Here is a 26,150-nt window from a genome sequence, read left to right on the forward strand (position 1 = left end):
GTGCCCGACCGAACCGTCGCACGCACGGCCCGGGACCCCTCCCGAGGTGGGCTATCGACGAAGCCGCCTGCACCCTATCGCCGCAATAGGGTGGATATCCGGCTTTTCACTCCGCTCCGTAGAACACCCGCTCCATCACTCCGCGCGCCCGCCGGGCGAGTCGCAGGTACAGCTCCTCGAGCTCCGGTCCGGTGCCGACGTCACCGAGCAGGCGCGCCAGCCCGGTCAGGGCGTGGCTGTCGTGCGGCAGCATGTCGACGCCGGAGCCCGTCGTCCGCCCGGACCAGAGCACGATCGCCGACCGTAGCCGCGACGCGAGCCGCCAGGCGTCCAGCAGCACCTCGGCGTCGTCGTCCGCCAGGAGGTCTGCGTCCCGCGCCGCCTTCAGCGCGGCGACCGTGCCGGTGGTCCGCAGGCCGGGCACCTCGAACGCGTGCTGGAGCTGCAGCAGCTGGACCGTCCACTCGACGTCCGAGACCCCGCCGCGGCCCAGCTTCAGGTGCCGCGCCGGGTCCGCTCCGCGGGGCAGCCGCTCCGACTCCACGCGCGCCTTGATGCGCCGCACCTCGCGCAGCACCGCGGCGTCCGGGCCGCCCTCCGGGTAGCGCAGCGGGTCGATGAGCGCGGTGAACCGCGCTCCCAGTGACACGCCGCCCTCGGCGCCGGGCCCCAGGTCGAGCTCGCCGGTGCCGGCCGTTCCGCCGTCCGACAGCAGGGCCGCCACGGCACCCTCCTCCGGGCCGCCCGCCGCGACCACGCTCAGCGTCCCCGAGAGGGCCCGCGCCCGCAGGAGCGCCTGCGCCTCCCAGGGCGACGACCAGCGGTCGTAGTACTCCACGTAGGACTCGAAGGACCGCACCAGTGGCCCGTTACGGCCCTCCGGGCGCAGGTCGGCGTCCACGGGCAGGCCGGGCTCGGGCCCGACGGCGGAGAGGATGCGCCGCAGGTTCTTCGCCACGGTCAGGGCGTAGTCGTTGGCCTGCTTGTCCGGCGCGCCGCCGACCGCCTCGTACACGAACATGACGTCGGCGTCCGACCCGTAGCCGAGCTCCTGGCCGCCGAGCCGGCCCATCGCGACGATGAGCAGCCGGGCGGGCTCGTCCCCGCGGGCGACCCCGCGCTCGGCCCGTGCGTCGTGCTCGGCGATGCGCAGCCCGCCCGCCAGGACGACGTCGGCGGCGTCCGAGATGGCCCTGGCCGCCGAGACCGGGCCCAGCGCGCCCAGCACCTCGGCGACGCCGGTGCGCGCCAGCTCGCGCCGCCGCAGCGCGCGGAGCGCGACGGTGGCGGCGTCCACCTCCTGCGCGCGGCCGAGCAGCGCGTCCGCCTCCGCCGCCAGCCTGCGCACCCCGCGGGGCGCCAGCGAGTCGGACTCCGCGAGCCAGCGCACCGACTCCGGCGACCGCCCGATCGCGTCGGCGAGATAGCGCGAGGAGGAGAGCACCTGCGCCAGCCGCGACGCCGCCTCGGCGGAGTCGCGCAGCAGCCGCAGGTACCAGTGCGTCGAGCCGAGGGTGTCGGACAGCTTGCGGAACGCGAGCAGCCCCTCGTCCGGGTCGGCACCCTCGGCGAACCAGCCCAGCAGCACCGGAAGCAGCTGGCGCTGGATCGACGCCCGGCGCGAGACGCCGTCGGTCAGGGCCTGGACGTGCCGCATGGCGCCGGCCGGGTCCCGGTAGCCGATCGCGGCGAACCGGGCCATCGCGGCCTTCGGCGCGAGCGACGCCTCGCCCGTGGAGAGCAGCGCGGTCGCGGGCAGGAGCGGCCGGTAGTAGACGGCCTCGTGCAGGTCGCGGACCTCGCGCCGCACCGAGCGCCACGTCTTGACGAGGTCGTCGGCGCCGCCCTGGCCCAGCCCGCGCGCGATGCGGCGCAGCTCGGCCTCGGAGGTCGGCATGAGGTGGGTGCGGCGCAGCCGGAAGAGCTGGATCCGGTGCTCCAGGGCCCGCAGGAACCGGTAGCACTCCCCCATCCGGCGGGCGTGCTCGCGTCCGACGTAGCCGCCCTTCGACAGGGCGGCCAGGGCGTCGAGCGTGGTCCGGGACCGGATGTCCTCGTCCGCGCGCCCGTGCACGAGCTGCAGCAGCTGGACGGTGAACTCGACGTCCCGCAGGCCGCCCTTGCCCAGCTTGACCTGCCGGTCCGCCTCGGCCACCGGCACGTTGTCCTCGACGCGCTTGCGCATCGCGCGGGCGTCCTCCACGAAGTTGGGCCGCTCCACCGCCTGCCACACCAGCGGCCCGACGGCGGCCACGTACTCCTCCCCCAGCGCCAGGTCACCCGCGACCGGGCGCGCCTTGAGCAGCGCCTGGAACTCCCACGTCACCGCCCACCGCTCGTAGTAAGCGACGTGGCTGGCCAGCGTGCGGACGAGCGGCCCCTGCTTACCCTCAGGCCGCAGCGCCGCGTCGACCTGCCACAGCGCGGGTTCGGCGGACGGGCCGGAGCACACCTGCGCGAGCCGCCCCGCGAGCCGGGCCGCAACCCGCAGGGCGTGGTCCTCGTCGCACGCCGGCGCACCGTCGGGCAGCACCCCCGGCTCGGCGACGTAGATCACGTCGACGTCCGAGATGTAGTTCAGCTCCCGGCCACCGGTCTTGCCCATGCCCAGCACCACCAGGCGCACGCCGACGGCGTGGTCCTCCTCGTCGGCGCGCGCGATCGCGAGCGCACCCTCCAGCGCCGCCGCTGCCAGGTCGGCGAGCGCGGCGGCCACCGCGGGCAGCACCACCATGGGGTCCGGCGCGGTCACGTCGGTGGCCGCGATCCGCAGCAGCCGCGCCCGGTAGGCCCGGCGCAGCCGGTCGGTGTACGACGGCGACCCGCCGTCGGTCGGGTCCGTCCGGTCGCTCGGCGCGTGGGTCCCCGCGACCGGCTCCGCCGACTCGGGATCCGCGTCGACGGCCCGCAGCAGCTCGGCGCGCACGAGCTCGGCCGGTACGCCGGTGCCCGGCGTGCGGTCGGCGATCAGGTCCAGCAGCGCGGGGTGCCGCACCAGCTCGTCGCCGAGCGCCGAGGAGGAACCCAGCACGCGCAGCAGCCGGTCGCGTGCGGACGGCTGGGGCGCCTCGTCGTCGTCCGCGTCGCGGGACTCCGCCGGCTCCCCGTCAGGGACGGCGAGGACCGGACGCAGCCGGTCCGGGGCGGCGGCCGCGAGCCGGACCAGCTGCAGCAGCGCGAGGTCCGGGTCGGCGACGACCGCGAGCGCACGCAGCAGCGCGGCGTCCGCCGGTGCGAGCTCGACGGCGCCGCGGTCCGGTCCGGCCGCGTGGTCCGCGCCCCGGGCGCCCTTCGGCCTGCTGTCCAGGACCGACACCAGGTCGGGATCCCGCCACAGCGAGGCCGAGCGGGTGAGGTCGGCGAACCCGGCCCGGATCAGGTGGGTCGTCAGGGTCTCGGGTCGGCGGCTCTGCACCCCCTGACCCTACGACGCGAACTCGCCGAAGTAGAGCGCGTGTCCGAGGCTCCCTGGTTGCAGCAGGGAGACTCGGACACGCGCTCTACTTCGGCGCGACGGTCAGAGCTGCAGGAAGCGCTTGATCTCGAACGGCGTGACCTGGGCGCTGTACGCCTCCCACTCCTCGCGCTTGTTGCGCAGGAAGTAGTCGAAGACGTGCTCGCCGAGGGTCTCCGCGACGAGCTCGGACTTCTCCATGAACTGGATCGCCTCGTCGAGGTCGCGCGGCAGCGGCGCGATGCCCAGGGCGCGCCGCTCGGCGGCCGTGAGCTCCCAGACGTCGTCCTCCGTGTGGTCGAGGAGGTCGTAGCCCTCCTCGATGCCCTTGAGGCCGGCGGCCAGGAGCACCGCGAAGGCCAGGTAGGGGTTCGCGGCGGAGTCCAGCGCGCGGTACTCGATGCGTGCCGAGTTGCCCTTGCCCGGCTTGTACATCGGCACCCGGACCAGCGCGGACCGGTTGTTGTGGCCCCAGCTCACGTAGCTCGGGGCCTCCTGCCCGCCCCAGAGCCGCTTGTAGCTGTTGACGTACTGGTTGGTGACCGCGGTGATCTCGCCCGCGTGCACCATGAGGCCGGCGATGAACTGGCGCGCCGTCTTGGACAGCTCGAACTGGGCGCCCGGCTCGTGGAACGCGTTGCGGTCGTCCTCGAACAGCGACACGTGGGTGTGCATGCCGGAGCCCGGCTGGTCGGCCAGGGGCTTGGGCATGAACGACGCGAACACGCCCTGCTCCAGCGCCACCTCCTTGACGACCGTGCGGAACGTCATGAGGTTGTCGGCGGTGGTCAGCGCGTCGGCGTAGCGCAGGTCGATCTCGTTCTGGCCCGGGCCCGCCTCGTGGTGGGAGAACTCGACCGAGATACCCATGGACTCGAGCATCGTGATGGCCGCACGCCGGAAGTCGTGTGTCGACCCCCGCGCCAGGTGGTCGAAGTACCCGCCCTGGTCGACCGGCTCGAGCGTCGGGTCGCCCTTGGTCATCTGATTGAAGAGGTAGAACTCCACCTCGGGGTGCGTGTAGAACGTGAACCCGCGGTCGCTCGCCTTGGCGAGTGTGCGCTTGAGCACATTGCGGGAGTCGGCCAGCGACGGTTCCCCGTCCGGCGTCAGAATGTCGCAGAACATGCGCCCCGTGCCGTGCCGTTCACCCCGCCAGGGAAGTACCTGGAACGTGGTCGGGTCGGGCTTGGCGACCATGTCTGCCTCGAAGACCCGGGTGAGTCCCTCGATGGCGCTGCCGTCGAAGCCGATGCCCTCCGTGAACGCCGACTCGAGCTCTGCGGGCGCCACCGCGACAGACTTGAGCACACCGAGCACGTCGGTGAACCAGAGCCGGATGAAGCGGATGTCGCGCTCCTCGACCGTGCGGAGCACGAACTCCTGCTGCCTGTCCATGGGCCCATCTTGCACTAAACCTGTTACAGGCGCGTGTACCGGGCATGGACGACCGGCCGTAGGCTTTCCTGCGGCACCGAGGCCGCCCGAACCACAGGAGGACCATGTCCGCCCACACCTCACCCACTCAGGGTCCCAAGAGGGTCCGTGTGCACCACCTGGCGGAGGCCAAGGCCCGAGGCGAGAAGCTCGCGATGCTCACCGCGTACGACGCGGTGACGGCCGCGATCTTCGACGCCGCCGGCATGGACATCCTGCTCGTGGGTGACTCCATCGGGAACGTCATGCACGGCCACGCCACCACCATCCCGGTGACCGTCGACGACATGATCCCGGCCGCGCGGGCCGTGGCCCGGGCCACGAAGCGGGCCTTCGTCGTGATCGACCTGCCGTTCGGCTCGTACGAGGCCGGACCGCAGCAGGCGCTGGAGACGGCGGTGCGGGTCTTCAAGGAGACCGGCGCCGACGCGGTCAAGCTCGAGGGCGGCATCCGCTCGGCGGCGCAGATCCGCGCGCTGACCGACGCCGGTATCCCCGTCGTCGCGCACCTCGGGTACACGCCGCAGTCGGAGAACCTGCTCGGCGGACCGCGCGTCCAGGGCCGCGGCGACTCCGCTGTAGAGGCGCTGGCCGCGGACGCGCAGGCCATCGAGGAGGCCGGCGCCGTCGCCGTCGTCCTGGAGATGGTGCCCTCGGGTGTCGCCGCGCGCATCACCGAGATCGTGCGCATCCCGACCATCGGCATCGGCGCCGGGCCGCACTGCGACGGCCAGGTCCTCGTGTGGACGGACATGGCGGGCATGACCAGCTGGTCGCCGCGCTTCGCCCGGCGCTACGCCGAGCTCGGCGCAGCCCTGCAGCAGGCCGCGGAGGACTACGTCTCCGAGGTCAAGGACTCGTCGTTCCCGGACGCGGAGCACTCGTTCGAGAAGTAGGAGCGGCACGTGTCAGACCTACGGATCACCCGGGTGACCTGTACGTCTGACAGGTGCCCAGCGCGTCATTTCTTGCGCCAGTCCTCGTCGTCCTTCTCCCAGGACTCGTTGCGCGACTTCGCGCTCTCCAGCGCCCGCTGCGCCTCGGCGCGAGTGCCGTACGGCCCCATCAGATGAGTCCAGGAGGAACGGCGCCCCTCCTCGACCTCGCCCGTATCAGTGTTGTACCAGTACTGCTCCTCAGTGCCCATGAGACGATCCTGACATGACTGACCTGGCGTTTGGCATCGACATCGGAGGTTCGGGGATCAAGGGTGCGCCCGTCGATCTCGTGGCCGGCGAGTACGCGGACAAGCGGACCCGCATCCCGACCCCCCAACCGTCCACCCCGCAGGCCGTGGCGGACGTGCTCGCCCAGCTCGTCGACAGCTATCACCTGGCCGACGACGTGCCGATCGGCGTCGCGTTCCCCGCGCCGATGCAGCACGGCGTGGTGCGGTTCATGGCGAACCTCGACCAGTCCTGGACCGGCGTCGACCTGCCCGCGCTCGTGCAGCGCGCGACCGGCCGGAGCGTCACCGCGGTGAACGACGCCGACGCGGCGGGCATCGGCGAGGTCCGGTACGGAGCCGCTCGCAACACCGAGGGCGTGGTGCTGGTGGTGACCCTGGGCACGGGCATCGGTTCGGCACTGGTGGTCGACGGCGTCCTGGTGCCGAACACCGAGCTGGGGCACCTCGAGATCGACGGGTACGACGCCGAGTCCCGCGCGGCCGACTCCGCGCGCGAGCGGGAGGACCTGTCCTGGGAGGCGTGGACCGAGCGCCTGCAACGTTACTTCGGCGTCGTCGAGGACCTGCTGTCCCCCGACCTCATCGTCGTGGGCGGCGGAGTGAGCAAGCATCACGAGAAGTACCTGCCGCACCTGCACCTGCGGGCGCCGATCGTTCCCGCGCAACTGCGGAACGCGGCGGGCATCGTGGGGGCCGCGGCGCTGGCCGCGGGGCGCTGATCAGCAGAGCCCGGCCTCCGGGCCGGGCACGGTCACACCGACGGAGCCGGGTCAGGCCTCCCGCGCCACTGCGGGCTGAGCCGGCCGGGCGAACAGCACGTCGACCCCGAGCATCTCGATGACGCTCCGGACCACCGGTGGTGGGTCCGGAAGGGTGACGGTCAGTCCGTCCTGCGTTCCGTAGGTGTACATCTGCATGAGAAATGCGACGCCCGTCGAGTCCATGAACGTCACCCGCGAGGTGTCGATCACTACCGACTTGGCCCTCTCCAGGGCATTAGCTATCGCAGCACTGGACTCACCGCGCAGGGAGACATCGATCTCTCCCCACATACTCACGACACTCGTGCGGGACTGTTCTTCGAACATGATCCCGCCCGTGCGCCCCCTGTTATCGAATTCCGAGTTGCTCACTTGCATCGCCCCTGTTCATTGCTCCCCGACATGGCCGCCGGAACGGGTCGCCCGACCCCCCGGGCAACTCTGGGAGATTGCAACGCCTTCGTCGCGATCACGGGAAGCCTACATCCGTGAAGATCGCAAGTGGAACAGCCTCGGAGACTTACATTTCCCCCTCAGGACTGGTATAACCCACCATTTCTCCGGCCAAACTGGAACATTCCACCCGGTCAGACCGGGCATATGGGCGCCCAGTTGGACAATCGTCCAAGAAAAAGATTCACAAGATTCATTTCTCTGACGATCGATTCGGGCCATCCGGCCCCTCTGCCAGCCCGGGATTGCGAACGGTCGGTGCGCTTTCCTTCTCCCATGCGTCGAGCTGCATAGTGAGCGCCTTGGCGAGCTCGAACACCTGCTGCGGAGGAATGCGCACTCGCGACACCACACGGCCCGGCACCGTTATCGAAGTGACTTCTCCCGACTCGGGGTCGGAGACCGGGCTCGGGGGCTGCTTCACGGCGATGAAGTCCAGGATGAACGACGTCGGCGTATGCCATACCGAGGCGAAGTCGGCCGGCACACCGGTCTCCATCTCGTCTGGCACGTCGATCTGGAACTCCTGGGGCAGCTCGTCGGACGACACTGGGGCTCCTCGATTGGCCGGGCGGTTCCCCGACCGTACCGTGGGGCCCGTTGGTGCGACAGTGGAAACGGACTCCGAGGACATATGTATCGCGAGCCGCCCGCACATCACCGAAAAGATGCCGCCTCGATCGGGTCCCCGGCACTAGACTCTCGCGTTCGCTCCCGCGAACATCCCACGCCGACTCCTGGAGGGTCACCCATGCCTGCCGACGCGCCCGAGCTCGCCAAGGAACGAGACTTTCTCGCCGAGGCACGGACCCAGCTCGGCCGGATGCGCGATCGGGTGGCCGCGCTGGACGGCCGCTACGCCGGGGACCCGATCAGCGCGGACGCGCTGGAGGCCGCGCTCGCGCGGCGGATGGAACAGCTCACCGACGACCCTGAGATCCCGCTCTTCTTCGGCCGCATCAACATCGAGGAGAGCGCCGAGATCTTCCACATCGGACGGCGCCACGTCTCGGACGGCGACGGCGAGCCGATGGTCGTCGACTGGCGCGCCCCGGTGAGCACCCCGTTCTACCGGGCCACGCCGAAGGAGCCGATGGGCATCACTGCCCGACGCCGCTACGGCTTCGCCCGCGGCCACCTGACCGGGTTCGAGGACGAGCACCTGACGCGCGCCGGTCTGCCTACGGACGGCACGGGCACCGCGCACTCGGACATCCTCGAGGCCGAGATCGAACGCCCGCGCACCGGGCCGATGCGCGACATCGTCGCGACCATCCAGCCCGAGCAGGACGTCATAGTCCGCATGCCGCTCGAGCGCACGCTCGTCGTGCAGGGTGCGCCCGGCACGGGCAAGACGGCGGTCGGGCTGCACCGCGCTGCGTACCTCTTGTACGCACACCGCGACCAGCTCACGCGCCGCGGTGTGCTCGTCGTCGGGCCCAACAAGAGCTTCCTGCGTTACATCCGCGACGTGCTGCCCGCGCTCGGCGAGATCCACGCCAGGCAGGCGACCATCGAGGAGATCGTCGGCACGCACGCGCCGGTCCGCGCCGCCGAGGCCGCCGACGTCGCGACGCTCAAGGGCGACGGCCGGATGGCGGAGGTGCTGCGGAACGCCGTCTGGTCGCATGTCGGCACGCCGCAGGACACGCTCGTCCTGCCGCGCGGCTCGTTCCGCTGGCGCGTCCCCGCGTACGAGGCGCGTGAGGCCATCGAGCAGGTCAGGGCCAGGGACGTGCGGTACGCCCTCGGCGCCGCCCAGCTCCGCCACGCTCTCGCCCACCGTGTCCTCGTCCAGATCGAGGAGACCGGTGACGCGCTCGACGACAAGGCGTGGGACGTGCTGGCCCGCACCAAGCCGGTCCGGGACTACGCGGCGGCCGTCTGGCCGGCGGTCGAGCCGCGGCGGCTGCTCTTCCGGCTGCTCTCCGACCCCGGTTTCCTCGCCGAGTGCGCGGAGGGCATCCTCTCCGAGGCCGAACAACTCCTCCTGACATGGGAGCGCCCACCTCGCACGCCCGGTTCGGCACGCTGGACGACCGCGGACCTCGTGCTTCTCGACGAGATCGTCGACCTGCTGGACCGGATGGAGTCGGTGGCGCACATCGTCGTCGACGAGGCGCAGGACCTGTCCGCGATGATGCTGCGCGCCCTCGGGCGCCGCGCCGCGACGGGCTCGCTCACCGTGCTCGGCGACCTCGCCCAGGCCACCACGCCCTGGGCTTCGCGCGACTGGTCGGACGTCCTCGGCCACCTCGCGAAGCCCGACGGGCACGTGGAGCAGCTGACCGCGGGGTTCCGCGTGCCCGGCGACGTGATCGAGCTCGCCGCCCGGCTCCTGCCGAGCATCGCGCCCGGCCTCGAACCGCCGACGGCGGTCCGCCGCGCCCGCGGCCGCCTCACGATCACCGACGTGCCGCTCGACGACGTGCTCGCCGGTGTCGCCGGCCTCGAGGGCTCGGTAGGCCTCATCGTGCCCGACGACGCCGTGGCGCACCTCCGCACGACGCTCGCCGCGACGGGCGTCGCCTTCGCCGTCGTCGGCGAGCAGGACGACGAACGACCCGGGCCGGACGAGGGCGACGTCGACCCCGACGACGCCTCCGAGTTCGACGCGCACCTGGACCTGGTACCCGCCTCGCTGGCAAAGGGTCTCGAGTTCGACCACGTGGTGCTGCACGACCCGGCAGCGATAGTGGCGGCCGAGCCGAACCACGCCACGGGCCTACGGCGGCTCTACGTCTGCCTCACCCGGGCGGTCACGTCCCTCGTCGTCCGGCACGACGGCGACCTGCCGCCGGAGCTCGGTGCCGAACGCCTGGACGAGACCTTGGTCGGCTGATCGGGCGGCTGCCGGAGCCCGCCGGGGCCCGATCGATCCGAGCGCTTGACCATGTTCCAGGGACATAGTTTCCACTGGGGCATGTCGGCGGCGGTGTACCGGCCGATGGGCGGATCAGACCAGAGGAGCCAATCGTGGCGTGGAGCACCCGGCAGATCGCGGACCTCGCGGGCACGACGGTCAACACCGTGCGGCACTACCACGAGGCGGGTCTGCTCGAGCAGCCCGAGCGCAGGTCGAACGGCTACAAGCAGTACGGCGTGCCACACCTGGTGCGGCTCCTGCAGATCCGGCGGCTCCGCGAGCTCGGCGTGCCCCTCGCGCAGATCGAGTCGATGGGCCGTGCGGACGAGAACCCCGTCGAGGCCTTCCGGGTGCTCGACGCCGAGCTCGAGGCGACCATCGAGCGGCTGCAGCGAGCGCGGGCCGAGCTCGCCCTGATCATGCGGCACCGCGCACCCATCGACCTGCCGGCGGGCTTCAGCTCGGTGGCGGAGACGCTCTCGGAGCGGGACCGGTCGCTGGTCATGATCTATTCGCAGGTCTACGACGAGTCGGCGATGGACGACATCCGGCGGCTCGTGGAGGAGCACCCGCGCACGGAGGCGGACGAGGAGTTCGACGCCCTGCCGCCGGACGCCGACACGGCCACGCGCGTCCGGCTGGCGGAGTACTTCGCCCCCGTCATCAAGCAGAAGCAGGCCGACTACCCGTGGCTCAACAACCCGGCCACCCGCGCCTCGAAGGATGCCGCCACGCTCGAGCACACCATGGTGGAGTCGCTGCGGGAGCTCTACAACCCTGCCCAGCTCGACGTGCTCTCGCGCGCCAACCAGATCATCTACGGCACGACCGACGAACGGCCCGGCGCCGACGGCGAACGGACGGACCGCTGACGCTCAGGCGCGCCGCGCGAGCAGGCTGAACGCGTTCGGGAGCCGCCCGTCCCACGCGGCCGCCGTCATCCCGCCCGGGCGCCAGAACGGGTCGGGGTGCTCGGCGAGGTGCTCGATCTCGAACCCTGCCTCCAGGCACGCCATGACGATCTCCGAGAGCGTGTGCTGGCGTTCGACCGCGCCGTTGCCCGGGTACGAGTCGTTGACGTGCGAGGACGCGAAGTAGCCGCGATCAGGGCGGACGCGGATCGCGTCCGGGTCCCAGTCCCACAGCGGCACCAGCGGGTGCGCCTCGTACACGTAGAACCGGCCGTCCGCCCGGAGCAGCCGGTGCGTCTCCGCGAAGAAGGCGGACAGGTCGGCGACCCAGATGAGCGCGCCCTTGCCGGTGTAGACGAGGTCGGCGCACGCGTCGTCCAGCCCGCTCGCGGGCATGACCGTGCGCGTGTACCGGCAGGGCATGCCGAGCTCGTCGGCCCGGCGCTGCGCGCTAGAGACTGCAGCGTCGCTGTAGTCCAGTCCGTGCACGGAGCGTGCGCCGAGGCGCGCCAGCGCGACGTCGTCCAGGCCGTGCCCGCTCATCGGGTGCACGACGTCGGCGCCGACGACCATCTCGCTCAGCACGTCGACCTCGGCCGGCAGCAGCTCAGCGGTTCGGGCTCGTTCGAGGTGTTCGGCGTACTCGTCCTCGTACTTGCGCGAAGCGATGGCCCAAGCGGCCCGTGTCTCGTCCCCCGTGACGTCCATCCGGCCAGCCTGCCAGCGCCGTTGCCGGCGGCCCAGCTGTTTTCCGGCGCCTTCCGGGGTTCAGTCCTCTACCGGTTCCCCGGTCGGGTCGTCGGCCGCCGGAGCGTCGAGCCCACGGCCACCGACGGGGTCAGCGCTCCAGCTGATCAGCCGCCAGCCACCGTCGGGGTCGCCCTCGATCTCCACCAGGCCGGTGTTGGCCAGCGCCGACCGCTCGGCGTGGTCGACGTCCACGCCGGCCACCCGAGCCGACACCCACACCCGGATCGCCGCACCGTGCGAGACCAGCACCGCGCTGTCACCACCTCGCGCGGCGACCCGCGCGACCGCCGCGTCGTAGCGGCCCAGGAATGCCGTGCCGTCCGCACCGCCCGGCATGGTGCGGCCGACGTCGCCGCGCGCCCAGGCGAAGGCGGTGCTGAGGTAGCGCAGGTGTGCCTGGTGGGTACCGGCCATCTCCAGCTCGCCCGCCTCGATCTCCTGGAGGCCGTCCACGACGAGCGGCTCCAGCTCCCGCGCCCGGGCCAGCGGGGCGGCGGTGAGCGACGTCCGGACCAGCGGGGAGACGGCTATCGCGTCGATCTGACGGTCGCGCAGCGCGCCGGGCACCGCGGCGGCCTGACGCTGCCCGAGCGCCGTCAGCCCGGGGCCGGGGTGCGCGGTGTCGAGGAGCCCGTGCACGTTCGAGGGCGTCTGTCCGTGCCGCAGGAGCAGAAGTCTCATGGGGAGCATTCTCGCCGAGACCTCGGGCGGCGGGAGACGCCGTCCGAAACAGACAAACAACGGCAGGGAAAGTTGGGGGGTGTCAACCTCGTATCCGTTCCGTTACTCTTGGGCTCGCTATGAGCCTGACATGTCGCCTTCGTCCCCTGCTTGCCGGTTCCCGGCGCGGTCTCACGCGGGTCGCGCACGGGTCCCCTTCCATCTGAAAGGCCCCCGCTTTCATGGATCCCCAGTCCAGCACGGCCACGTCCCAGGTCCGTCGTGGTCGTCACCGCGCCGCACACCGCCCCCTCCTGACCGCCGTGGCCCAGGCCGCCACCGGCCAGGCCGGTGTGATCACTGGTCGCGGAGCAGTCATCGCCGCGGCAGGTTCCGGCGTCCTGCTCTCCCTGATCGCGCCGCCCGCGCAGGCCGCGCCGTCCACCGAGATCAGCACGTCGCTGACCGGTACGGCGATGAAGGGCAAGCTCAACACGACCGACATCAACGCCCTCGCCTCCCAGGCGCGCCAGACCGTGGCTGCCGCGAACGTCGTCGCGGTCAACCCCACCGCTGAGCTGAAGGTCGAGAAGTCGGCAGTCACCGTCATCTCGGCCGCAGAGAACGAGGCGTACCAGGCGGAGCGCGCCGCCGAGATCGCTGAGCAGGAGGCCGAGCAGCGCCGCGCGTCGATCGTGTCCATCGCGATGCGCTACATCGGTGTCCCGTATGTGTGGGGCGGGACCACCCCGTCCGGCTTCGACTGCTCCGGGTTCACGTCCTACGTCTTCGCCCAGGTCGGGATCGACCTGCCGCGCACGTCGGCCGCGCAGCGCTATGCCGGGACCGCCGTCTCGTACAGCGAGGCACTGCCGGGCGACCTGATCTGGTCCCCCGGGCACATCGCGATCTACGCGGGCGACGGAATGCAGATCGAGGCCCCGGTACCCGGCAAGAACGTCCGGTACACGAGCATCTGGCAGTCGGGCCCCGTCTTCATCCGCGTGGGCTGACCGGTAGACCGATCAGTTTTCGGCGTGTCGTTGCCTGGCTAGACTCCCGGCATGACGACAGCGACGAGGCCCAGCCCTCGGGAGCGACTGCTGGAGACAGCGGCCGGCCTCTCGTACGAGCAGGGCATCGGCGTCGGCATCGAGGCGCTGTGCAGGACGGCGGGCGTGTCGAAGCGCTCCATGTACCAGCTCTTCGACAGCAAGGACGAGCTGCTGGCAGCGAGCCTGGAACGGGGCGCCGCCGCCTATGCGGCATCGCTCCTGCCCGCGGCCGACGACGCCCGTGGGCACCGTGAGCGGATCCTGCACGTCTTCGAGCAGCTGGAGAACCAGGCGGGGGCGCCTGAGTTCCGTGGCTGCCGATACCTCGTCGTCCAGATCGAGCTCAAGCACCCGGACCATCCGGCCAGCCGGGTCGCTCGCCAGGTCAAGGAGGGTCTCGCGGAGTTCTTCCGCGCCGAGGGCGCCGCGGGCGGGGCCCGTGCCCCGGACCTGCTGGCACGGCAGCTCATCCTGGTCTTCGACGGCGCGAGCGCGCGTGCGGGCATCGGGGCCGACCATCTGGCGGGACTCATGATGCCCACCGTCGGCACCCTGCTGGACGCGGCGGGGATGCGCTGACCGCCGCGGCCCAGCGCGCCACCCCGCAGGGCCCCGAGAGCCACCTTCACGACATCCATGTTTGCGCAAGGAAACCGATCGGTTTACCGTGTGCCCGGACGGCGCTCGGTGAACATCGCAAGACCTTGTACCGGCTAGTCGGCGGCGAGGGGTACCGTGGCGTCACAGACTTGCTGGAAACGCTGCCGGGGCGCCCGCTGAAAGGCTCCGCAACTCCAAGACCAACGTGGCAAGGTTCGGACGCCGACCATCGAGCGCCCAGCCCAGCAGCGAGAGCGCACGACAGACGCAGTAGGAGAGACAAGAGTGACCCTCAGTACCGAAGCAACGAATTTCGGGTGGCTGCTCGACAACTTCGTGCGCACCGTCCCTGGCAGCCGGCACACGCTCGTCGTGTCGGCGGACGGCCTGCTCATGGCGATGTCCGACCAGCTCGACCGCACCAGCGGTGACCAGCTCGCAGCGATCGTCTCGGGCATGTCGAGCCTGACGCGCGGAGCTTCCCGTCAGCTCAACGGCGGCAACGTCCGGCAGACGATCATCGAGATGGACAAGGGATTCCTGTTCCTGATGAGCGTCTCGAACGGGTCGGTGCTGGGCGTGGTGGCAGAGTCCACGTGTGACATCGGCCTCGTCGGCTACGAGATGGCGCTGCTCGTGTCCCGTACCGAGGCGACCCTGACGCCGCAGCTGATCTCGGAGATGCGTGGCAGCCTCCCGACGGACCGCCAGCCCCGCGGCATCTGACCGTCTGGTGCCGACCGGTCGCTGCTGACCGGTCTGGCGGCGACCGGCGACCCCCTGGCCGACGGCGTCCAGGGGGTCGCCGGGGTCCACCTCGTCGCGTTACGCGACCGGCTTGGGCTCGACAGCCGGGTCGGCGTCGTAGGCCGGCAGTCCGTCGATGCTCGTGAGGTTCTTGCGCCGCCGGTACTCCTGCTGCCCGGCCTCCCCCTTGCGTTCGAAGTAGGGCCCCATCAGGTCCCGCTCGCCCTCGTACGCCATGAGGGGAACGCCCCAGCCGCAGCTGTCCGAGACCCGCTCGACGTCGACCACGATGACCGCACGGGCACCGGGGACGTCGGTGAACCCACCGGCGAGGGCAGGGTACTCGTCGTCGTACCGGGTCACCACGCGGCCGGTCCCGTGGAACCGGACGATGTTCGGCGCTCCGTCGAACGCGCAGAACATCACCGTGATCCGGCCGTTCTCGCGGAGGTGTGCCACCGTCTCGCTGCCGCTCCCGGTCGCGTCGAGCCACGCGAACGTGTGCTCGTCGAGCACGGCGAAGGTGCCGGGTACGCCGCGCGGCGAGACGTTGACGTGCCCGTCCGCGGCGAGCGGCGCCGTCGCGACGAAGAACAGGTGCTGCCGCTCGACGAACTCGCGCAGCCTGCCGTCGATCCGCTCGTGGAGTTTCATGACCCGCATGCTGCCAGACCGCCGTCACGGGTCAGGAGCCGCCCAGCACATGGACGAGCCGGGAGCGCCCCCTACACACTGCACGCCATCATCGACGTGTCGCGTGTCGCGTGCGGTGTGTAGGGGTGGACGGCGCCCTACCGAAGTTCCGGGGCGCTGACCTAGTCTCGGCGAGAGGGCCTGCCGGCAACCTGTACCTCCCGGAAAGATGGAGCCGTTCGCCATGAAGTACACCGTCTCGATCGAGATCGACCTGCCGCGGGAGCGGGTGGTCCAGCTGCTCGCGGACTCCGCACACGTGCCGAAGTGGGTGCGCGGAGTCGTGCTGCACGAGCCGCTGAACGGGCCGCACGGGCAGGCAGGAACGAGGTCGCGCGTCGTCATGCGGACGGGGCAGCAGGAGATGGAGGCCATCGAGACGATCACGCGCCGGGAACCGGCCGACCTGCACGGGATCCCGAAGGACAGCGTCGTCCACTACGAGCGCGAGATCGTCGCCGAAGGCATGTGGAACGGCGCACGCGAGCGGTTCACCGAGACCGGGCCGGAGACGACGCTCTGGGTGAGCGAGAACGAGTACCGGTTCAGCGGCTTGCTGATGCGACTTCTGGCGCCCTTCATGCGCGGGGTCTTCCGCAAGCAGTCGCAACAGCACATGCGGGACTTCAAGGCGTTCGCCGAGCAGGGAACGGACGTCCGCGAGGCGAAGGACTGACCGGCTAGGCGGCGGGGCGGACAGCGTTCCGCGTCGCCCGGTTCCGCAGATCGCCGACCAGGAGCCCGGCCGCGAATGTCAGCCAGCTGGGGACCTGGACGCCGGCGAGCACCTGGAAGGTGAGCATCCTCCAGTCGTCGTCCCCGATGGTCGCGTAGTCGATTCCCTGGATGACTGCGACCACGCCGAAGGCCAGCCCCAGCGCGGCCCAGGCGTTGCTGACACCCCACAGACGAAGCAGGCCGACGACGGCGAGGACGGCCACGAGCACGATCGCCGCCCCCAAGAGCCCTACCAGCAGCGCGGCGCCGACGAGCCTCAGATCGACGGAGCCACCTGGGCCGACCATCAGATAGATCAGGTACGCCGCCGCGGTGACGACGACCGCCACCGGAGCCAGGACCAGGAACCGCCGCACGGTCTGCATGGGCTCATAGTGACTGCTGCCCGCCGGGATGACCAGGAATGTGCCGGCCCGTCGCGGCAGTCGCTGCAGTCAGCCGGCGGGAAAGTAGTGACCGTCGTCCAGATCGGCGAGCAGGCCGGGCTGAGCCGGTTCCCACCCGAGGGCCTGGCGGGTGATGAGGTTGGACGCCGGATAGCTCTGCGTGACCACGTTCGCGAGGAACCCGAAGTGTCCCGGCAGCATCAGCTCGTCCAGGGGCACGCTCACGGCGGGCAGGTCCAGCCTGCTGCCGATGGCCTCGGCGATCTCGCGGACCGGGATGCCGCCGTCCGCCACCGCGTGCCAGTACCTGCCGGCCTCGCCCTTCTCCAGCGCCAGGCGGAACACGGAGGCGAGGTCGCGGGCGTGCACGGCGTTCCACAGGTTCGCGCCGTCTCCGGGGTAGCCGGCGAAGCCCTTCTCCTTCGCGAGCGCGATCAGTATCGGCAGGAAGCCGGCTCGGTCGGTCGTGCTGTGCGCGATGTTGGCGATCCGCACGACCGAGGACCTCACTCCCCGCTCGGCGAGGCCGATCACGGCGCTCTCCACGACGTTGCGAGCCCGCAGGGTGCCCCTGTGCTCGTCGCCGACGGGAAGAGCCGGGTCCTCCTCGGTGGCCGTCCGGCCCAGGCTCGTCCCGTTTCCCGGCGAGCCGATGCTCCCCGCCGCGACCAGCGGCTTTCCGGTTCCCGCGAGTGCCTCGCCGTACGCGAGCACGACCGGGAGCTCCGCGGCGGCGACGGCGGCGATCCCGCCGGACGGCAGCTGGTCCTGCCGGTGCGCGACGTGGATGACGCCGTCGGAGTCCGCTGCGGCCTCCTTGAGCCCGTCGAGGTCCTGGAGGTCGCCGCGGCGGACCTGCGCGCCGAGCGCGGACAGGGCCGCCGCGGCGGTGTCCGACCGGGCCAGGCCGGTGACCTCGTGCCCCGCGGCGACGAGCTCGGGGATGATGTGCGAACCGGAATGGCCGGTCCCGCCAGTGACGAGGACGCGCAAGCTGCTGCTCCTTGTGAGTGCTGCTCTGTGGGTGGTTGCTGGTGAGCGGCGCGAGGTGCGCTCAGCCGGTGAACTCGTCGACGCCGAGGGCGAAGTCCCAGTGGCCGACGCCGTTGCCCGCGAGGCCCACGGTGACCAGGCCCATCCCTTCGAGCCAGTGCGCCATCTTCAGGCCGCCGACGTCCCGCGGGCGCAGCCCGAGGCTCTCGACGAATGCCGCCACGTCCGCCTTGGCCTGTGCGTCGTCACCGGCGATGAAGACGTCGGGCCGGCCCTGCTCCAGGACGTTGCGGAAGATGGTGTTGAACGCCTTCACCACGCTGGTGCCGGCCGGGGCCACCTTGGCGGCCTCCAACGCGATCGAGGTCTCCTCACGGTGTGCCAGGCCGTCGAACGTGGTGTTGAAGGGGTTGCTGATGTCGACGACGACCTTGCCCGCGAGGGCGTCTCCGTACTCGGCGACGACCGGGACGACGCCGTCGGCCAGCAGGGCGGTGATGACGATGTCCCCGGCCGGTACGGCGCCCCACGTGCCCGCCGTCGTGCCGCCGCCCAGAGCCTTGGCCAGGCCGTCGACCTTGGACCGGTCGCGTCCCATGACCTCGACGGTGCTGCCGCCCGCCACCGCGCGCGTGCCGATGGCGCGGGCCATGTTTCCCGTGCCGATGATGGTGATGCTGCTCATGAGGTGTGCTCTCTTCCTGTTTGCGAGGCGGGTGGTTCAGATGGCGGTGGTGCCGCCGTCGGCGACGAGCTCCAGGCCGTTGACGTAGCTGGAGTCGTCGGAGGCGAGGAACAGGGCGAGAGTGGAGATCTCCTCGGGGCGGCCCATCTGCCCCCGGGGAATGAGGGACTCGAACGCGGCCCTGGTCTCGTCGTCGAACAGCTCTTCCTGCTTCGCGGTGGCGACCTGGCCGGGGGTCAGGACGTTGACCCGGATCTTGCGGTCGCGCAGCTCGTTGAGCCAGACGCGGGCCCACGCCTGCTGGACGGCCTTGCTTCCCGCGTAGACGCTCCAGCCGGGGAAGGCGCCGAGGGAGGCGTTGGATCCGGTCATCAGGATCGATCCGTTGTCGTTCATCAGCGGGAGCGCCTTCTGCACGGTGAACAGGGTGCCGCGTGCGTTGAGCCCGAAAGCGCGGTCGAACTGTTCCTCGGTGATCTCGCCGAGGACGGCGGCTTCACCCATCCCGGCATGAGCCCACAGCACGTCGATCGAGCCCTTCTCGCGCTTGACGGTGTCGTACAAGCGGTCCAGGTCTGCCAGGTCGGCCGCGTCACCCTGGACGGCGGTGACGTTGCGGCCGATCAGCCTGACCGCCTCGTCCAGCGCCTCCTGCCGACGGCCCTGGATGAAGACGTGCGCCCCTTCCTCGACGAACAGCCTGGCGCCGGCCAGTGCCATACCGGCGGATCCGCCGGTGATCACCGCTACTTTTCCATCGAGCTTTCCCACGGTCACTCCGTCGCATTGTTTGGCATTGTTGGGCAACCCGACCCAGAGTTTTTCGGACCGGATTCCCGGACCGAATTCTTGTGCCGAATTCTTGTGCCGAATTCGGCCCGTCCCATGAACGATGCCATTGGCTTGAACGGGTTGTCCAAGACCCTTTTCAGCCGTGGTGATACCTTGGGGGCATTGCCGCACCGGGAGGCCTCATGGATCTGGACCTGCGCAAGCTGCGCTACTTCGTCGCCGTCGCCGACCGGCTGCACTTCGGCCGCGCGGCCGAAGATCTGCACATCGCGCAGCCGGTCCTCAGCCGGCAGATCCGAGCGCTCGAACAGGATCTGGGTGCCTCGCTGTTCATCAGGGACAGCCACGGCGTCGAGCTCACCGAAGCGGGTCAACAGCTCCTGGACGACGCCGGCCCGCTGCTCGCCTCCGCGCACGCGGTCAGGCGCCGGGTGTCCGGGACCGCCCGCGGCAGCCAGCGGCTCGTGGTCGGTTTTCGGGCCGGTATCCCGGTCATCCCCGCGGCGCGAGAGTTCGGGGGCCGACATCCGGACGTCGTCGTGGACGTGCAGCGCATGGAGTGGGACGACCAGGTCCCGATGCTGCTCGACGGCCGCGTCGACGTCGGCTATGTGCGGCTACCCATCGACGAGGCCGGCCTGCGCCTGACTCCCCTCTACACCGAGCCGCTCATGGTGGCGCTGCCCACCGGTCACCGGCTGGCCGGCAAGGAGGAGGTCACCGAGGTCGACCTGGCCGGCGAGCCGCTCGTCTGGCATGCCGGCGCGGGCACGCAGCCCACCAGGCGTCCGCACCCCGACTCCGGGCTCCGGGTGCGCGGGGTGGAGGAGAAGCTCGAGCACGTCGCGGCCGGCCGCGGCATCTCGTTCGTGGCGCGTTCGGAGACGGTGTTCTATTCGCGGCCGGACATCAGTTATGTACCGGTCTCGGACCTGGCACCCGACCAGGTATTTATCGCGATGGCGGAATCACGCATCTCGGCGATGGCCGACGATTTCTTCGCCGCCGCCCAGGCGACCGCCGAGATCACGGCAGAATGCGGTAACTACGAGATGTGGCAGCTGATGAACGACACCGTCTCAAAGCGCGGTTGAGTCGTCCGACTTCTGGCTGGCCCGCTGTCCGTCGATCAGCACCTTCGCCGCCCTGTCGATGTTGTCGGCGCATTGATAGACCCCGACGATGAACTGGATGACGCCGGCGATGATCGCCGCGCCCCCGAAGAACCATGCCATCACCACAGCTGTCCCGTTCACCGCGACCAACACACCCGCCAGAAGCACGACGGCAACTCCCCCGAAGATCAGGCCGAGCCCCAGCGCGAGCGAACCGGCCGAGCTGTGGACCTCCCGCTCGTCGGAAGCAGCCTTCGTGGTGCCAGTCAGGTCGTCGCTCGTCTCGTAGCTCACGAGGTGAAGCGTGCCATCGAACCGTCCGGGAATCGACGGAAGTAGGGCGTGAACAGCGGATCAGCTGGTCAGTCGGCCTGGGCGGCGTCGTAGGCGATCTGGTTCTGGTGGATGTCCTGGTGGTGCGTGCCGGCCCAGTCGATGAGGGACAGCACGACGCCGAGCAGCGTCGTCCCGAGAGCCGTGAGGGCGTACTCGACGCGGGGTGGGACCTCGGCGTAGGCGGTTCGGGTGACGAGGCCGTCGCGCTGGAGCTGGCGCAGGGTCAACGTCAGCATGCGCTGGGAGATGCCGGGGATGGCGCGCTGCAGATCGGTGTACCGCAGCGGCCCGTCTTGCAAGGTCGCGACCACGAGGGTGCTCCACTTGTCGCCTGCCCTGGCCATGACCTGGCGGATGGTGCCGATGCTCTCGGCGGGCCAGCGCGAGCACGGGCCCGGGAGCGCGGCGTTGTCGTCCTGGGCTGCGACGGAATCCATCGGCACGCACCTTTCTCTCCGGTTACGCACACGCATGTGCCTTTTGTAAGGCTCCCAATCCTCACGCATGATGGGGCTACGCACAAATAGTGAGTATTGGGTTCACCCTGAGATGGACCGACACTCCCCCAAGCTGAGGAGAACCACCCGTGCCTGTTTTCGCCATCATCGGAGCCGGACCCGGCCTGGGCATCGAGATCGCCCGCGCCTTCGGCGCCAAGGGCTTCACTGTCGCGCTGATCGCCCGCAACGCCGTCAAGCTCGACACGCTCGCAACCCAGCTGAAGGACGAGGGCATCGAGGCCGCCGGCTTCCCCGCCGACATCGCCCAGCCCGACACGATCACCCGCGCCTTCGCCGAGATCAAGGAGCGCTTCGGACGCATCGACGTCCTGGAGTTCTCCCCCGCCGACCGGGGCCTCGGCATGACGAGCGTCCTGGACGTCGACCCCGCCACTCTCGGACCTCAGCTCGACTTCTACCTGCACGGCGGGATCCACGCGATCAAGCAGGTCATCCCGGACATGATCGAAGCCGGGAGCGGAACGATCCTGGTGACCAACGGAGGCGGCGCCATCGACCCGGTGCCCTTCCTGGCCGACATCAACATCGCCGCCGCGGGCCTGCGCAACTGGACCCTGAACCTGCACAAGGAACTGAGCCAGCACGGCATCTACGTCGCCCACGTCGGCATCAGCGCCTGGATCGGAGGCGGGAACCCCGACGCCGAGGCCAGCGTGATCGCCGCCGTCTACCCCAAGCTCTACGAGACCCGCACCGAGCCGGAGCTGCACTACGTCGCCCTCGACGAGTAGCCACGGTGCGGAGCGGTGCCTTGCGGGAGTAAGTCGCCCCCAGGGGTCACCCGACCAGGGCGTCGCCTCGCGTGGTCCTGCTGTACAGCACCGTCCCGGCGACCCGTGTCCGGGTGACGAGCTCGCTCGCCCGCAGGATCGACAGGTGCTGGCTGACACCCCCCGGGGTGAGTCCCAGCCGGCCGGCGAGCGAGGTAGTGGTCGCAGGCTCCGCGAGAGCCAGCAGGATGGTGGCACGGGTTCGCCCGATCAGGCCCGCCAACGCATCGGGTGGAGGCGGCGGTGTGGTCTCCCACAGCGTGGCGACGCCGCGAGCCGGGTAGGCGATCATCGGCTGGTACCGGTCGTCGGTCGACCAGGGCTTGAGCCTGCCGGTCATCTTGCGTACCGAGGGCCAGCCCATCGCATGCGGCACCAGCGTCAGCCCGGTACCGGTCAGCTCGCCGCTCCACTCGACCGGATCCGCCACGCGGAGGCGGTCTCCGTCGAGGCTGACGGACTCGTGCAGGTCGTCGAAGAGCGCCTGCAGGCCGCCGTCGGCCAGGCGTTTCGACCGCCGCCACACCTCGGCCTCCAGGAGTCGCAGGATGCTCGGCCAGTGCTGGGCCAGTGCCGTGTCCCAGTAGGACTCGAGCGTGTCGGCGATGCGAGCCGTGGCGGCTCGAGGGTCCGCGCGAATCCGGTCGGCGATCTCCTGGGGCACGTCTGCCGTATCGGCGAGGTCAGAGATGACTCGCAGCGGTGGCGTACGCCGGATCGTGTCGAGCTCGGTCGTGATGTCGGGCTGTGGTTCGGTCGGGGTGAAGGAGACGAAGTCGGCCATCCAACCGTGCACCGGAACCAGCGCGTACACCTCGGCCAGATCGAGCCCGGCGACCAAGGGGCGGGTCGCCCGCACCCACGGCAGGTGCGCCGAGTGCTCCCTGGGCGCACGCAACGTGATGAGGCTGAGCACCAGCTCCATCAGCGGTGAGTAGGCGAACCTGATCCGGATGACGTCCTCGGTGCGCATGCGCCACTCGATCACTCTCACGTCTCCTCGACACCCCGGCTGCACGCAGCGGGCCTTTAGCCCACGCTAAAAGTCTCGCCGCCTCCGAGCGCTTCGGCCAGAGTCGGTCGCACGTTTCGACCTCATCCGAAATCCAGCGCGAACCGAAGGAGAACCGGCCATGTCACGCACTCGCGTCACCAGCTTCGCCATCTCGCTCGACGGGTTCGGCACCGGTGAGCCCCAGACCCGGGAGACCCCCTTCGGCCATGCCGGCGAACGACTGCACGAGTGGATGTTCGCCACCCGGTGGTGGCGCGGGGCGAACGAGCCCGGCGGCAGCCGCGGCGTCGACGACGCCTTCGCCCGTCAGTTCGAGCCGGGCATCGGAGCCGAGATCATGGGGGCCAACAAGTTCGGCCCGCCCGGATGGCACGAGGACCCGGACTGGAAGGGCTGGTGGGGTCCGAACCCGCCGTTCCACACTCCGACGTTCGTGCTCACGCACCACGCCCGCGAGCCGATCGAGATGGAGGGCGGGACCACCTTCTACTTCGTCGAGGGCACTCCCCAGGAGGTGCTCGAGCAGGTCCGCGAGGCGGCAGGCGGCAAGGACGTGCGCATCGGCGGCGGCGCCACGATCATCCGCGACTTCCTCTCCGCCGGGCTGATCGACCACCTGCACGTCGTCCAGGTGCCGATCCTTCTGGGCCGCGGCTCTCGCCTCTGGGACGGCCTGGAGGGGCTGGAGAAGGACTTCGACGTCGAGGCCGTCACCTCACCCAGCGGTGTCACGCACCTGACGTTCACGCGGACGGAAGGCTGACGCGCGAGGGCCGGTATCGCATCGCGACCGCCCCCGACCGGAACTCGTGGCGATCCACGAGCTCGAGCTGGATGCGCTCGCGCAGACCGGCGAGCAACGTCGGCCCGTGTCCGGCGACAACCGGCTGCACGACGAACTCGTACTCGTCGATCAGTCCCAGGTCTGCCAACGCGAGAGGAAGCGTCACGCCACCCACCCACAGGCCCTCGCCTGGCTGCTCCTTGAGCCGCTGAACGGCTGGCCCCAAGTCGCCTCGCACCAGCTCTGCGTTCCAGTCGACCTCGCTCAGCGTGCTCGTCACGACGTGCTTCTTCGCCTGGTCGATGGCCTCGGCGAACGGGACCTCCCACTCCCCCATCCAGTCGGGCCAGGAGCCGTCGGCCGGCCTCCGCCATGCCGACTCCATCATCTCGTAGGTCACCCTGCCGAAGAGCAGGGCATCGGCCCGCTCCATCTCAGCGGTCCAGTAGCCCATCGACTCCTCGTCCGGAGGGAGTCCTGCCTCGTGATGGCAGCAGCCGTCGAGCGTGACGTTGATGGAGTATCGGAGTGGTCTCATCTTTGGTGGTCTCCCTTGAGGCGCGCCCGCGTTCGCGGAACGTACTCAACTCAGACGACCACCGAGGCCCCTACTCATCGGTGCCCCGATCCACCACGACAGCGCCGGCCGCTCAGCGGCTGCTGACCTTGCCGACCAGGGAGGCGATCGGCGCGATCACCAGCGGCCGCGCCGCGACGACCGCCGCGACCGCGACGACGAGTCCTCCCGCGAACCAGGCGAAGCCCACCCAGCTGACCGAGTCCGAGGCCGCGAACATGTGGTTCAGGTTGCGCAGCGCTCCCGTGGCGAACACCAGGGTGACGTGCACGATCACGAACAGCACGAAGAAGAGCATCGTCGGGAAGTGGATCGCCCGGGCCACCGGCGCCGGGTAGATCCTGTTCAGCCGGTCCGCGTCCTTGGGCCACCACTCGCTCATGCGCAGCCCGGTGATCGCCGCCAGCGGGGCGGCGACGAACACCACCGTGAAGTACATGAGCTGCTGCAGGCTGTTGTAGTTCACCCAGCCGTGCTCGGTGGGCCAGTTCAGCGTGAGGTACTGCAGCATCGCGGACGCCGCGTTCGGGAAGACCTCCCACGAGGTCGGCACGATCCGTATCCAGTGGCCGGTCACGAACAGGAGCACCACGAACGCTGCCCCGTTGGCCAGCCACAGCAGGTCGATGCCGGTGTGCAGCCACAGGTTGATGCTGATCTTCTTGCCGCCCTTGGCGGGCGTCCAGTAGGCGGGCGGGGTCTTCTGGTACCGCACCTGCAGACCCGTGCGGACGATCAGCACCAGGAAGAAGAAGTTGAGGTAGTGCATCCAGTTCGCCCAGACGGGGAAGCCGACGGGGGCGGACTCGGGCAGCTCGTAGGACCCGGGGTAGCGCTCCAGGAACTCGGGCACGCCCGGCAGCGTGGTCACGCCGCGCGCGGCCAGCACGATGATCCCCGCAGCGGCGACGACGCCGGCCAGACCCCACCCGAGCAGCCGCGCCCACTCGCCCAGGGTGCGCGAGCCGATCCTGCGCGGCTCCCGCGCGGGCTCGGCGGGTCGTGCGGGCGCGGTCGGGCGTGCGGGGACGGTCGATCGTGCGGGCTCGGTCGGGCGTGCCGGCTCGGTCGCGCTCACAGGCGCGGCCGGGGTCTCCAGGACGGGTTCGACGGCGGCAGGCGCCTGGACGGCCGGTGCGCTCTCGCTCTCGGCAGCGCTCGGCACCGGGACCGGCTGCGCAGGCTCGGGCGCGGATGACCTGCCGTCGGCCAGCTCGGCACGGGAAGGCTCTGTCGCCGTCGGCACGGTCGCCGCAACGGGGGCGACGGCGACCCGTCGCTGGACCGTGACAGTCTCCGCCGGAGGCCAGGGCTCGCCGCCGGCGATCCGCGGCAGGCCACGGCGCAGCGCCACCTGTTCCGTGACGGTGTCGGCGCTCGGTCCAGCCGGCCCGACGGCGGCCGGGACGTCCGCGGTGGCGGGCGAGTCCGCGGTCGCTGCGACCGTCTCCTCGTCCACGACGGCGGTACTGCTAGCCACGGCAGGCGGGCCGGCGTCCGGGGTCACCGCGAGGGCCGGGGAGCGGTCCACCCGGACGACCGCCGTCGGCGGCCAGGGCTCGCCACCGGCGACGCGCGGCAGGCCGCGGCGCACGGTGACCTCGACGGCGTCGGCCGGAGCCGGGGCTTGCGCGGCACCAGCCGCGGGCTCGGCAGCCGTCGCTGCGAGCGCGGGCTCGGCAGCCGACACAGCATGTGCTGGCTCAGCAGCCACCACGGCGGGCGCAGGCTCGGCCGCCTCCTGCGCAGCGGTGCCCTCGGCCGCTGCCGGAGCCGCCGCCGCGCCGGCCGGAGGCCAGCCCGGTCCGCCGGGATGACGCGGCAGCCCCTGACGAAGACCCTGGGTGAACGTCGCCACGGTG

27 protein-coding genes and 1 pseudogene are annotated in these 26,150 nt (G+C 70.7%); 11 read left to right on the plus strand and 17 right to left on the minus strand.

Features of this window, described 5'->3' with window-relative positions:
* Nucleotides 1-106 precede the first annotated feature (106 nt).
* Nucleotides 107-3,415 carry a bifunctional [glutamine synthetase] adenylyltransferase/[glutamine synthetase]-adenylyl-L-tyrosine phosphorylase gene (locus ACFO6V_RS08685; protein ID WP_377134276.1) on the minus strand — a complete coding sequence of 1,103 codons (3,309 nt, stop codon included), beginning with the start codon at nucleotides 3,413-3,415 and terminating at the stop codon, nucleotides 107-109.
* Nucleotides 3,416-3,517: 102 nt separating this feature from the next.
* Nucleotides 3,518-4,852 carry a type I glutamate--ammonia ligase gene (gene glnA, locus ACFO6V_RS08690; RefSeq protein WP_357455313.1) on the minus strand — a complete coding sequence of 445 codons (1,335 nt, stop codon included), beginning with the start codon at nucleotides 4,850-4,852 and terminating at the stop codon, nucleotides 3,518-3,520.
* A gap of 104 nt (nucleotides 4,853-4,956) precedes the next feature.
* On the opposite strand from glnA, the gene panB reads away from it, so the two are divergent.
* Nucleotides 4,957-5,787 carry a 3-methyl-2-oxobutanoate hydroxymethyltransferase gene (panB, locus tag ACFO6V_RS08695; protein ID WP_377134278.1) on the plus strand — a complete coding sequence of 277 codons (831 nt, stop codon included), beginning with the start codon at nucleotides 4,957-4,959 and terminating at the stop codon, nucleotides 5,785-5,787.
* Between the two features lie 65 nt (nucleotides 5,788-5,852).
* On the opposite strand, the gene ACFO6V_RS08700 is transcribed toward panB, so the two are convergent.
* Nucleotides 5,853-6,038: an SPOR domain-containing protein gene (locus ACFO6V_RS08700; protein WP_377134280.1), complete on the minus strand. Its 186-nt coding sequence runs from the start codon at nucleotides 6,036-6,038 to the stop codon at nucleotides 5,853-5,855.
* A gap of 14 nt (nucleotides 6,039-6,052) precedes the next feature.
* Here ACFO6V_RS08700 and ppgK point away from each other — a divergent pair, with 14 nt between their 5' ends.
* A complete protein-coding gene (gene ppgK, locus ACFO6V_RS08705; RefSeq protein WP_377134282.1) occupies nucleotides 6,053-6,799 on the plus strand; it encodes a polyphosphate--glucose phosphotransferase in 747 nt (248 codons plus the stop codon).
* A 51-nt stretch (nucleotides 6,800-6,850) separates the two neighbouring features.
* On the opposite strand, the gene ACFO6V_RS08710 is transcribed toward ppgK, so the two are convergent.
* Nucleotides 6,851-7,219, minus strand: coding sequence for an STAS domain-containing protein (locus ACFO6V_RS08710; protein WP_377134284.1), 369 nt, complete (start codon nucleotides 7,217-7,219; stop codon nucleotides 6,851-6,853).
* Nucleotides 7,220-7,487: 268 nt separating this feature from the next.
* A complete protein-coding gene (locus tag ACFO6V_RS08715; protein ID WP_377134286.1) occupies nucleotides 7,488-7,844 on the minus strand; it encodes a DUF3467 domain-containing protein in 357 nt (118 codons plus the stop codon).
* Nucleotides 7,845-8,045: 201 nt separating this feature from the next.
* Between ACFO6V_RS08715 and ACFO6V_RS08720 the strand changes: the two genes are divergently transcribed.
* Nucleotides 8,046-10,136 carry a HelD family protein gene (locus ACFO6V_RS08720; protein WP_377134288.1) on the plus strand — a complete coding sequence of 697 codons (2,091 nt, stop codon included), beginning with the start codon at nucleotides 8,046-8,048 and terminating at the stop codon, nucleotides 10,134-10,136.
* Between the two features lie 134 nt (nucleotides 10,137-10,270).
* Entirely contained in the window at nucleotides 10,271-11,032 is a 762-nt protein-coding gene (locus ACFO6V_RS08725) for a MerR family transcriptional regulator (RefSeq protein ID WP_377134290.1), read from the plus strand.
* Nucleotides 11,033-11,035: 3 nt separating this feature from the next.
* Here the strand turns inward: ACFO6V_RS08725 and ACFO6V_RS08730 are convergent, their stop codons facing one another.
* Together ACFO6V_RS08730 and ACFO6V_RS08735 are read right to left on the minus strand one after the other, a co-directional pair.
* On the minus strand, nucleotides 11,036-11,779 hold the full coding sequence (locus ACFO6V_RS08730; protein ID WP_377134292.1) for a class I SAM-dependent methyltransferase: 744 nt from the start codon (nucleotides 11,777-11,779) through the stop codon (nucleotides 11,036-11,038).
* 60 nt (nucleotides 11,780-11,839) lie between these two features.
* Entirely contained in the window at nucleotides 11,840-12,502 is a 663-nt protein-coding gene (locus ACFO6V_RS08735) for a histidine phosphatase family protein (RefSeq protein WP_377134294.1), read from the minus strand.
* Nucleotides 12,503-12,723: 221 nt separating this feature from the next.
* On the opposite strand from ACFO6V_RS08735, the gene ACFO6V_RS08740 reads away from it, so the two are divergent.
* The 3 genes from ACFO6V_RS08740 to ACFO6V_RS08750 all read left to right on the plus strand — a co-directional run bounded on the left by ACFO6V_RS08740 (nucleotide 12,724) and on the right by ACFO6V_RS08750 (nucleotide 14,862).
* On the plus strand, nucleotides 12,724-13,494 hold the full coding sequence (locus ACFO6V_RS08740) for a C40 family peptidase (RefSeq protein ID WP_377134296.1): 771 nt from the start codon (nucleotides 12,724-12,726) through the stop codon (nucleotides 13,492-13,494).
* A gap of 51 nt (nucleotides 13,495-13,545) precedes the next feature.
* Complete coding sequence (locus ACFO6V_RS08745) at nucleotides 13,546-14,115, plus strand: TetR/AcrR family transcriptional regulator (protein WP_377134298.1); 570 nt, start codon at nucleotides 13,546-13,548, stop codon at nucleotides 14,113-14,115.
* Between the two features lie 306 nt (nucleotides 14,116-14,421).
* Nucleotides 14,422-14,862, plus strand: coding sequence for a roadblock/LC7 domain-containing protein (locus tag ACFO6V_RS08750; RefSeq protein WP_116676091.1), 441 nt, complete (start codon nucleotides 14,422-14,424; stop codon nucleotides 14,860-14,862).
* A 99-nt stretch (nucleotides 14,863-14,961) separates the two neighbouring features.
* On the opposite strand, the gene ACFO6V_RS08755 is transcribed toward ACFO6V_RS08750, so the two are convergent.
* On the minus strand, nucleotides 14,962-15,537 hold the full coding sequence (locus ACFO6V_RS08755; RefSeq protein WP_377134300.1) for a pyridoxamine 5'-phosphate oxidase family protein: 576 nt from the start codon (nucleotides 15,535-15,537) through the stop codon (nucleotides 14,962-14,964).
* A 223-nt stretch (nucleotides 15,538-15,760) separates the two neighbouring features.
* Between ACFO6V_RS08755 and ACFO6V_RS08760 the strand changes: the two genes are divergently transcribed.
* Nucleotides 15,761-16,252, plus strand: coding sequence for an SRPBCC family protein (locus tag ACFO6V_RS08760; protein WP_377134302.1), 492 nt, complete (start codon nucleotides 15,761-15,763; stop codon nucleotides 16,250-16,252).
* Nucleotides 16,253-16,256: 4 nt separating this feature from the next.
* Here the strand turns inward: ACFO6V_RS08760 and ACFO6V_RS08765 are convergent, their stop codons facing one another.
* The 4 genes and pseudogenes from ACFO6V_RS08765 to ACFO6V_RS08780 form a co-directional block, all read right to left on the minus strand.
* The gene (locus ACFO6V_RS08765; RefSeq protein WP_377134304.1) at nucleotides 16,257-16,679 is read right to left on the minus strand and encodes a hypothetical protein; all 423 of its coding nucleotides are present in this window, start codon (nucleotides 16,677-16,679) and stop codon (nucleotides 16,257-16,259) included.
* A gap of 69 nt (nucleotides 16,680-16,748) precedes the next feature.
* Nucleotides 16,749-17,693, minus strand: coding sequence for an SDR family oxidoreductase (locus tag ACFO6V_RS08770; RefSeq protein WP_377134306.1), 945 nt, complete (start codon nucleotides 17,691-17,693; stop codon nucleotides 16,749-16,751).
* 61 nt (nucleotides 17,694-17,754) lie between these two features.
* Nucleotides 17,755-18,393 (minus strand): annotated as a pseudogene (locus ACFO6V_RS08775) (NADPH-dependent F420 reductase); the annotation flags it as partial.
* A gap of 21 nt (nucleotides 18,394-18,414) precedes the next feature.
* Nucleotides 18,415-19,149 (minus strand): SDR family NAD(P)-dependent oxidoreductase, encoded by a 735-nt coding sequence (locus tag ACFO6V_RS08780; protein WP_377134308.1) that lies wholly within the window; start codon nucleotides 19,147-19,149, stop codon nucleotides 18,415-18,417.
* Nucleotides 19,150-19,352: 203 nt separating this feature from the next.
* Here ACFO6V_RS08780 and ACFO6V_RS08785 point away from each other — a divergent pair, with 203 nt between their 5' ends.
* Nucleotides 19,353-20,264 (plus strand): LysR family transcriptional regulator, encoded by a 912-nt coding sequence (locus tag ACFO6V_RS08785; RefSeq protein ID WP_377134310.1) that lies wholly within the window; start codon nucleotides 19,353-19,355, stop codon nucleotides 20,262-20,264.
* Here ACFO6V_RS08785 and ACFO6V_RS08790 read toward each other — a convergent pair.
* Nucleotides 20,250-20,579 (minus strand): hypothetical protein, encoded by a 330-nt coding sequence (locus ACFO6V_RS08790; RefSeq protein ID WP_377134312.1) that lies wholly within the window; start codon nucleotides 20,577-20,579, stop codon nucleotides 20,250-20,252. The two genes, ACFO6V_RS08785 and ACFO6V_RS08790, sit on opposite strands and share 15 nt — an antisense overlap.
* A gap of 68 nt (nucleotides 20,580-20,647) precedes the next feature.
* Nucleotides 20,648-21,058, minus strand: a complete 411-nt coding sequence (locus ACFO6V_RS08795) for a winged helix-turn-helix transcriptional regulator (protein ID WP_377134314.1) — start codon at nucleotides 21,056-21,058, stop codon at nucleotides 20,648-20,650.
* 149 nt (nucleotides 21,059-21,207) lie between these two features.
* On the opposite strand from ACFO6V_RS08795, the gene ACFO6V_RS08800 reads away from it, so the two are divergent.
* The gene (locus tag ACFO6V_RS08800) at nucleotides 21,208-21,873 is read left to right on the plus strand and encodes an SDR family NAD(P)-dependent oxidoreductase (RefSeq protein ID WP_377134316.1); all 666 of its coding nucleotides are present in this window, start codon (nucleotides 21,208-21,210) and stop codon (nucleotides 21,871-21,873) included.
* A 46-nt stretch (nucleotides 21,874-21,919) separates the two neighbouring features.
* Here ACFO6V_RS08800 and ACFO6V_RS08805 read toward each other — a convergent pair whose 3' ends face one another.
* Nucleotides 21,920-22,906, minus strand: a complete 987-nt coding sequence (locus ACFO6V_RS08805; RefSeq protein ID WP_377134318.1) for an ArsR/SmtB family transcription factor — start codon at nucleotides 22,904-22,906, stop codon at nucleotides 21,920-21,922.
* A 139-nt stretch (nucleotides 22,907-23,045) separates the two neighbouring features.
* Between ACFO6V_RS08805 and ACFO6V_RS08810 the strand changes: the two genes are divergently transcribed.
* Nucleotides 23,046-23,690: a dihydrofolate reductase family protein gene (locus ACFO6V_RS08810; protein WP_377134320.1), complete on the plus strand. Its 645-nt coding sequence runs from the start codon at nucleotides 23,046-23,048 to the stop codon at nucleotides 23,688-23,690.
* Here ACFO6V_RS08810 and ACFO6V_RS08815 read toward each other — a convergent pair.
* Together ACFO6V_RS08815 and ACFO6V_RS08820 are read right to left on the minus strand one after the other, a co-directional pair.
* Nucleotides 23,671-24,249, minus strand: a complete 579-nt coding sequence (locus ACFO6V_RS08815) for a dihydrofolate reductase family protein (RefSeq protein WP_377134322.1) — start codon at nucleotides 24,247-24,249, stop codon at nucleotides 23,671-23,673. The genes ACFO6V_RS08810 and ACFO6V_RS08815 overlap by 20 nt on opposite strands.
* Nucleotides 24,250-24,361: 112 nt before the next feature.
* Nucleotides 24,362-26,146 (minus strand): cytochrome b/b6 domain-containing protein, encoded by a 1,785-nt coding sequence (locus tag ACFO6V_RS08820; protein ID WP_377134324.1) that lies wholly within the window; start codon nucleotides 26,144-26,146, stop codon nucleotides 24,362-24,364.
* Nucleotides 26,147-26,150 lie beyond the last annotated feature (4 nt).

The organism is Promicromonospora alba (assembly GCF_042654905.1).
Taxonomy (GTDB): domain Bacteria; phylum Actinomycetota; class Actinomycetes; order Actinomycetales; family Cellulomonadaceae; genus Promicromonospora; species Promicromonospora alba.

What these genes read in the sequence shown, in the direction of transcription:
- glnA (WP_357455313.1), bottom strand. Translation starts at nt 4,852, where the DNA reads ATGGACAGGCAGCAGGAGTTCGTGCTCCGCACGGTCGAGGAGCGCGAC.
- panB (WP_377134278.1), top strand. Translation starts at nt 4,957, where the DNA reads ATGTCCGCCCACACCTCACCCACTCAGGGTCCCAAGAGGGTCCGTGTG.
- ACFO6V_RS08700 (WP_377134280.1), bottom strand. Translation starts at nt 6,038, where the DNA reads ATGGGCACTGAGGAGCAGTACTGGTACAACACTGATACGGGCGAGGTC.
- ppgK (WP_377134282.1), top strand. Translation starts at nt 6,053, where the DNA reads ATGACTGACCTGGCGTTTGGCATCGACATCGGAGGTTCGGGGATCAAG.
- ACFO6V_RS08710 (WP_377134284.1), bottom strand. Translation starts at nt 7,219, where the DNA reads ATGCAAGTGAGCAACTCGGAATTCGATAACAGGGGGCGCACGGGCGGG.
- ACFO6V_RS08720 (WP_377134288.1), top strand. Translation starts at nt 8,046, where the DNA reads ATGCCTGCCGACGCGCCCGAGCTCGCCAAGGAACGAGACTTTCTCGCC.
- ACFO6V_RS08730 (WP_377134292.1), bottom strand. Translation starts at nt 11,779, where the DNA reads ATGGACGTCACGGGGGACGAGACACGGGCCGCTTGGGCCATCGCTTCG.
- ACFO6V_RS08735 (WP_377134294.1), bottom strand. Translation starts at nt 12,502, where the DNA reads ATGAGACTTCTGCTCCTGCGGCACGGACAGACGCCCTCGAACGTGCAC.
- ACFO6V_RS08740 (WP_377134296.1), top strand. Translation starts at nt 12,724, where the DNA reads ATGGATCCCCAGTCCAGCACGGCCACGTCCCAGGTCCGTCGTGGTCGT.
- ACFO6V_RS08745 (WP_377134298.1), top strand. Translation starts at nt 13,546, where the DNA reads ATGACGACAGCGACGAGGCCCAGCCCTCGGGAGCGACTGCTGGAGACA.
- ACFO6V_RS08755 (WP_377134300.1), bottom strand. Translation starts at nt 15,537, where the DNA reads ATGAAACTCCACGAGCGGATCGACGGCAGGCTGCGCGAGTTCGTCGAG.
- ACFO6V_RS08760 (WP_377134302.1), top strand. Translation starts at nt 15,761, where the DNA reads ATGAAGTACACCGTCTCGATCGAGATCGACCTGCCGCGGGAGCGGGTG.
- ACFO6V_RS08765 (WP_377134304.1), bottom strand. Translation starts at nt 16,679, where the DNA reads ATGCAGACCGTGCGGCGGTTCCTGGTCCTGGCTCCGGTGGCGGTCGTC.
- ACFO6V_RS08785 (WP_377134310.1), top strand. Translation starts at nt 19,353, where the DNA reads ATGGATCTGGACCTGCGCAAGCTGCGCTACTTCGTCGCCGTCGCCGAC.
- ACFO6V_RS08795 (WP_377134314.1), bottom strand. Translation starts at nt 21,058, where the DNA reads ATGGATTCCGTCGCAGCCCAGGACGACAACGCCGCGCTCCCGGGCCCG.
- ACFO6V_RS08810 (WP_377134320.1), top strand. Translation starts at nt 23,046, where the DNA reads ATGTCACGCACTCGCGTCACCAGCTTCGCCATCTCGCTCGACGGGTTC.
- ACFO6V_RS08815 (WP_377134322.1), bottom strand. Translation starts at nt 24,249, where the DNA reads ATGAGACCACTCCGATACTCCATCAACGTCACGCTCGACGGCTGCTGC.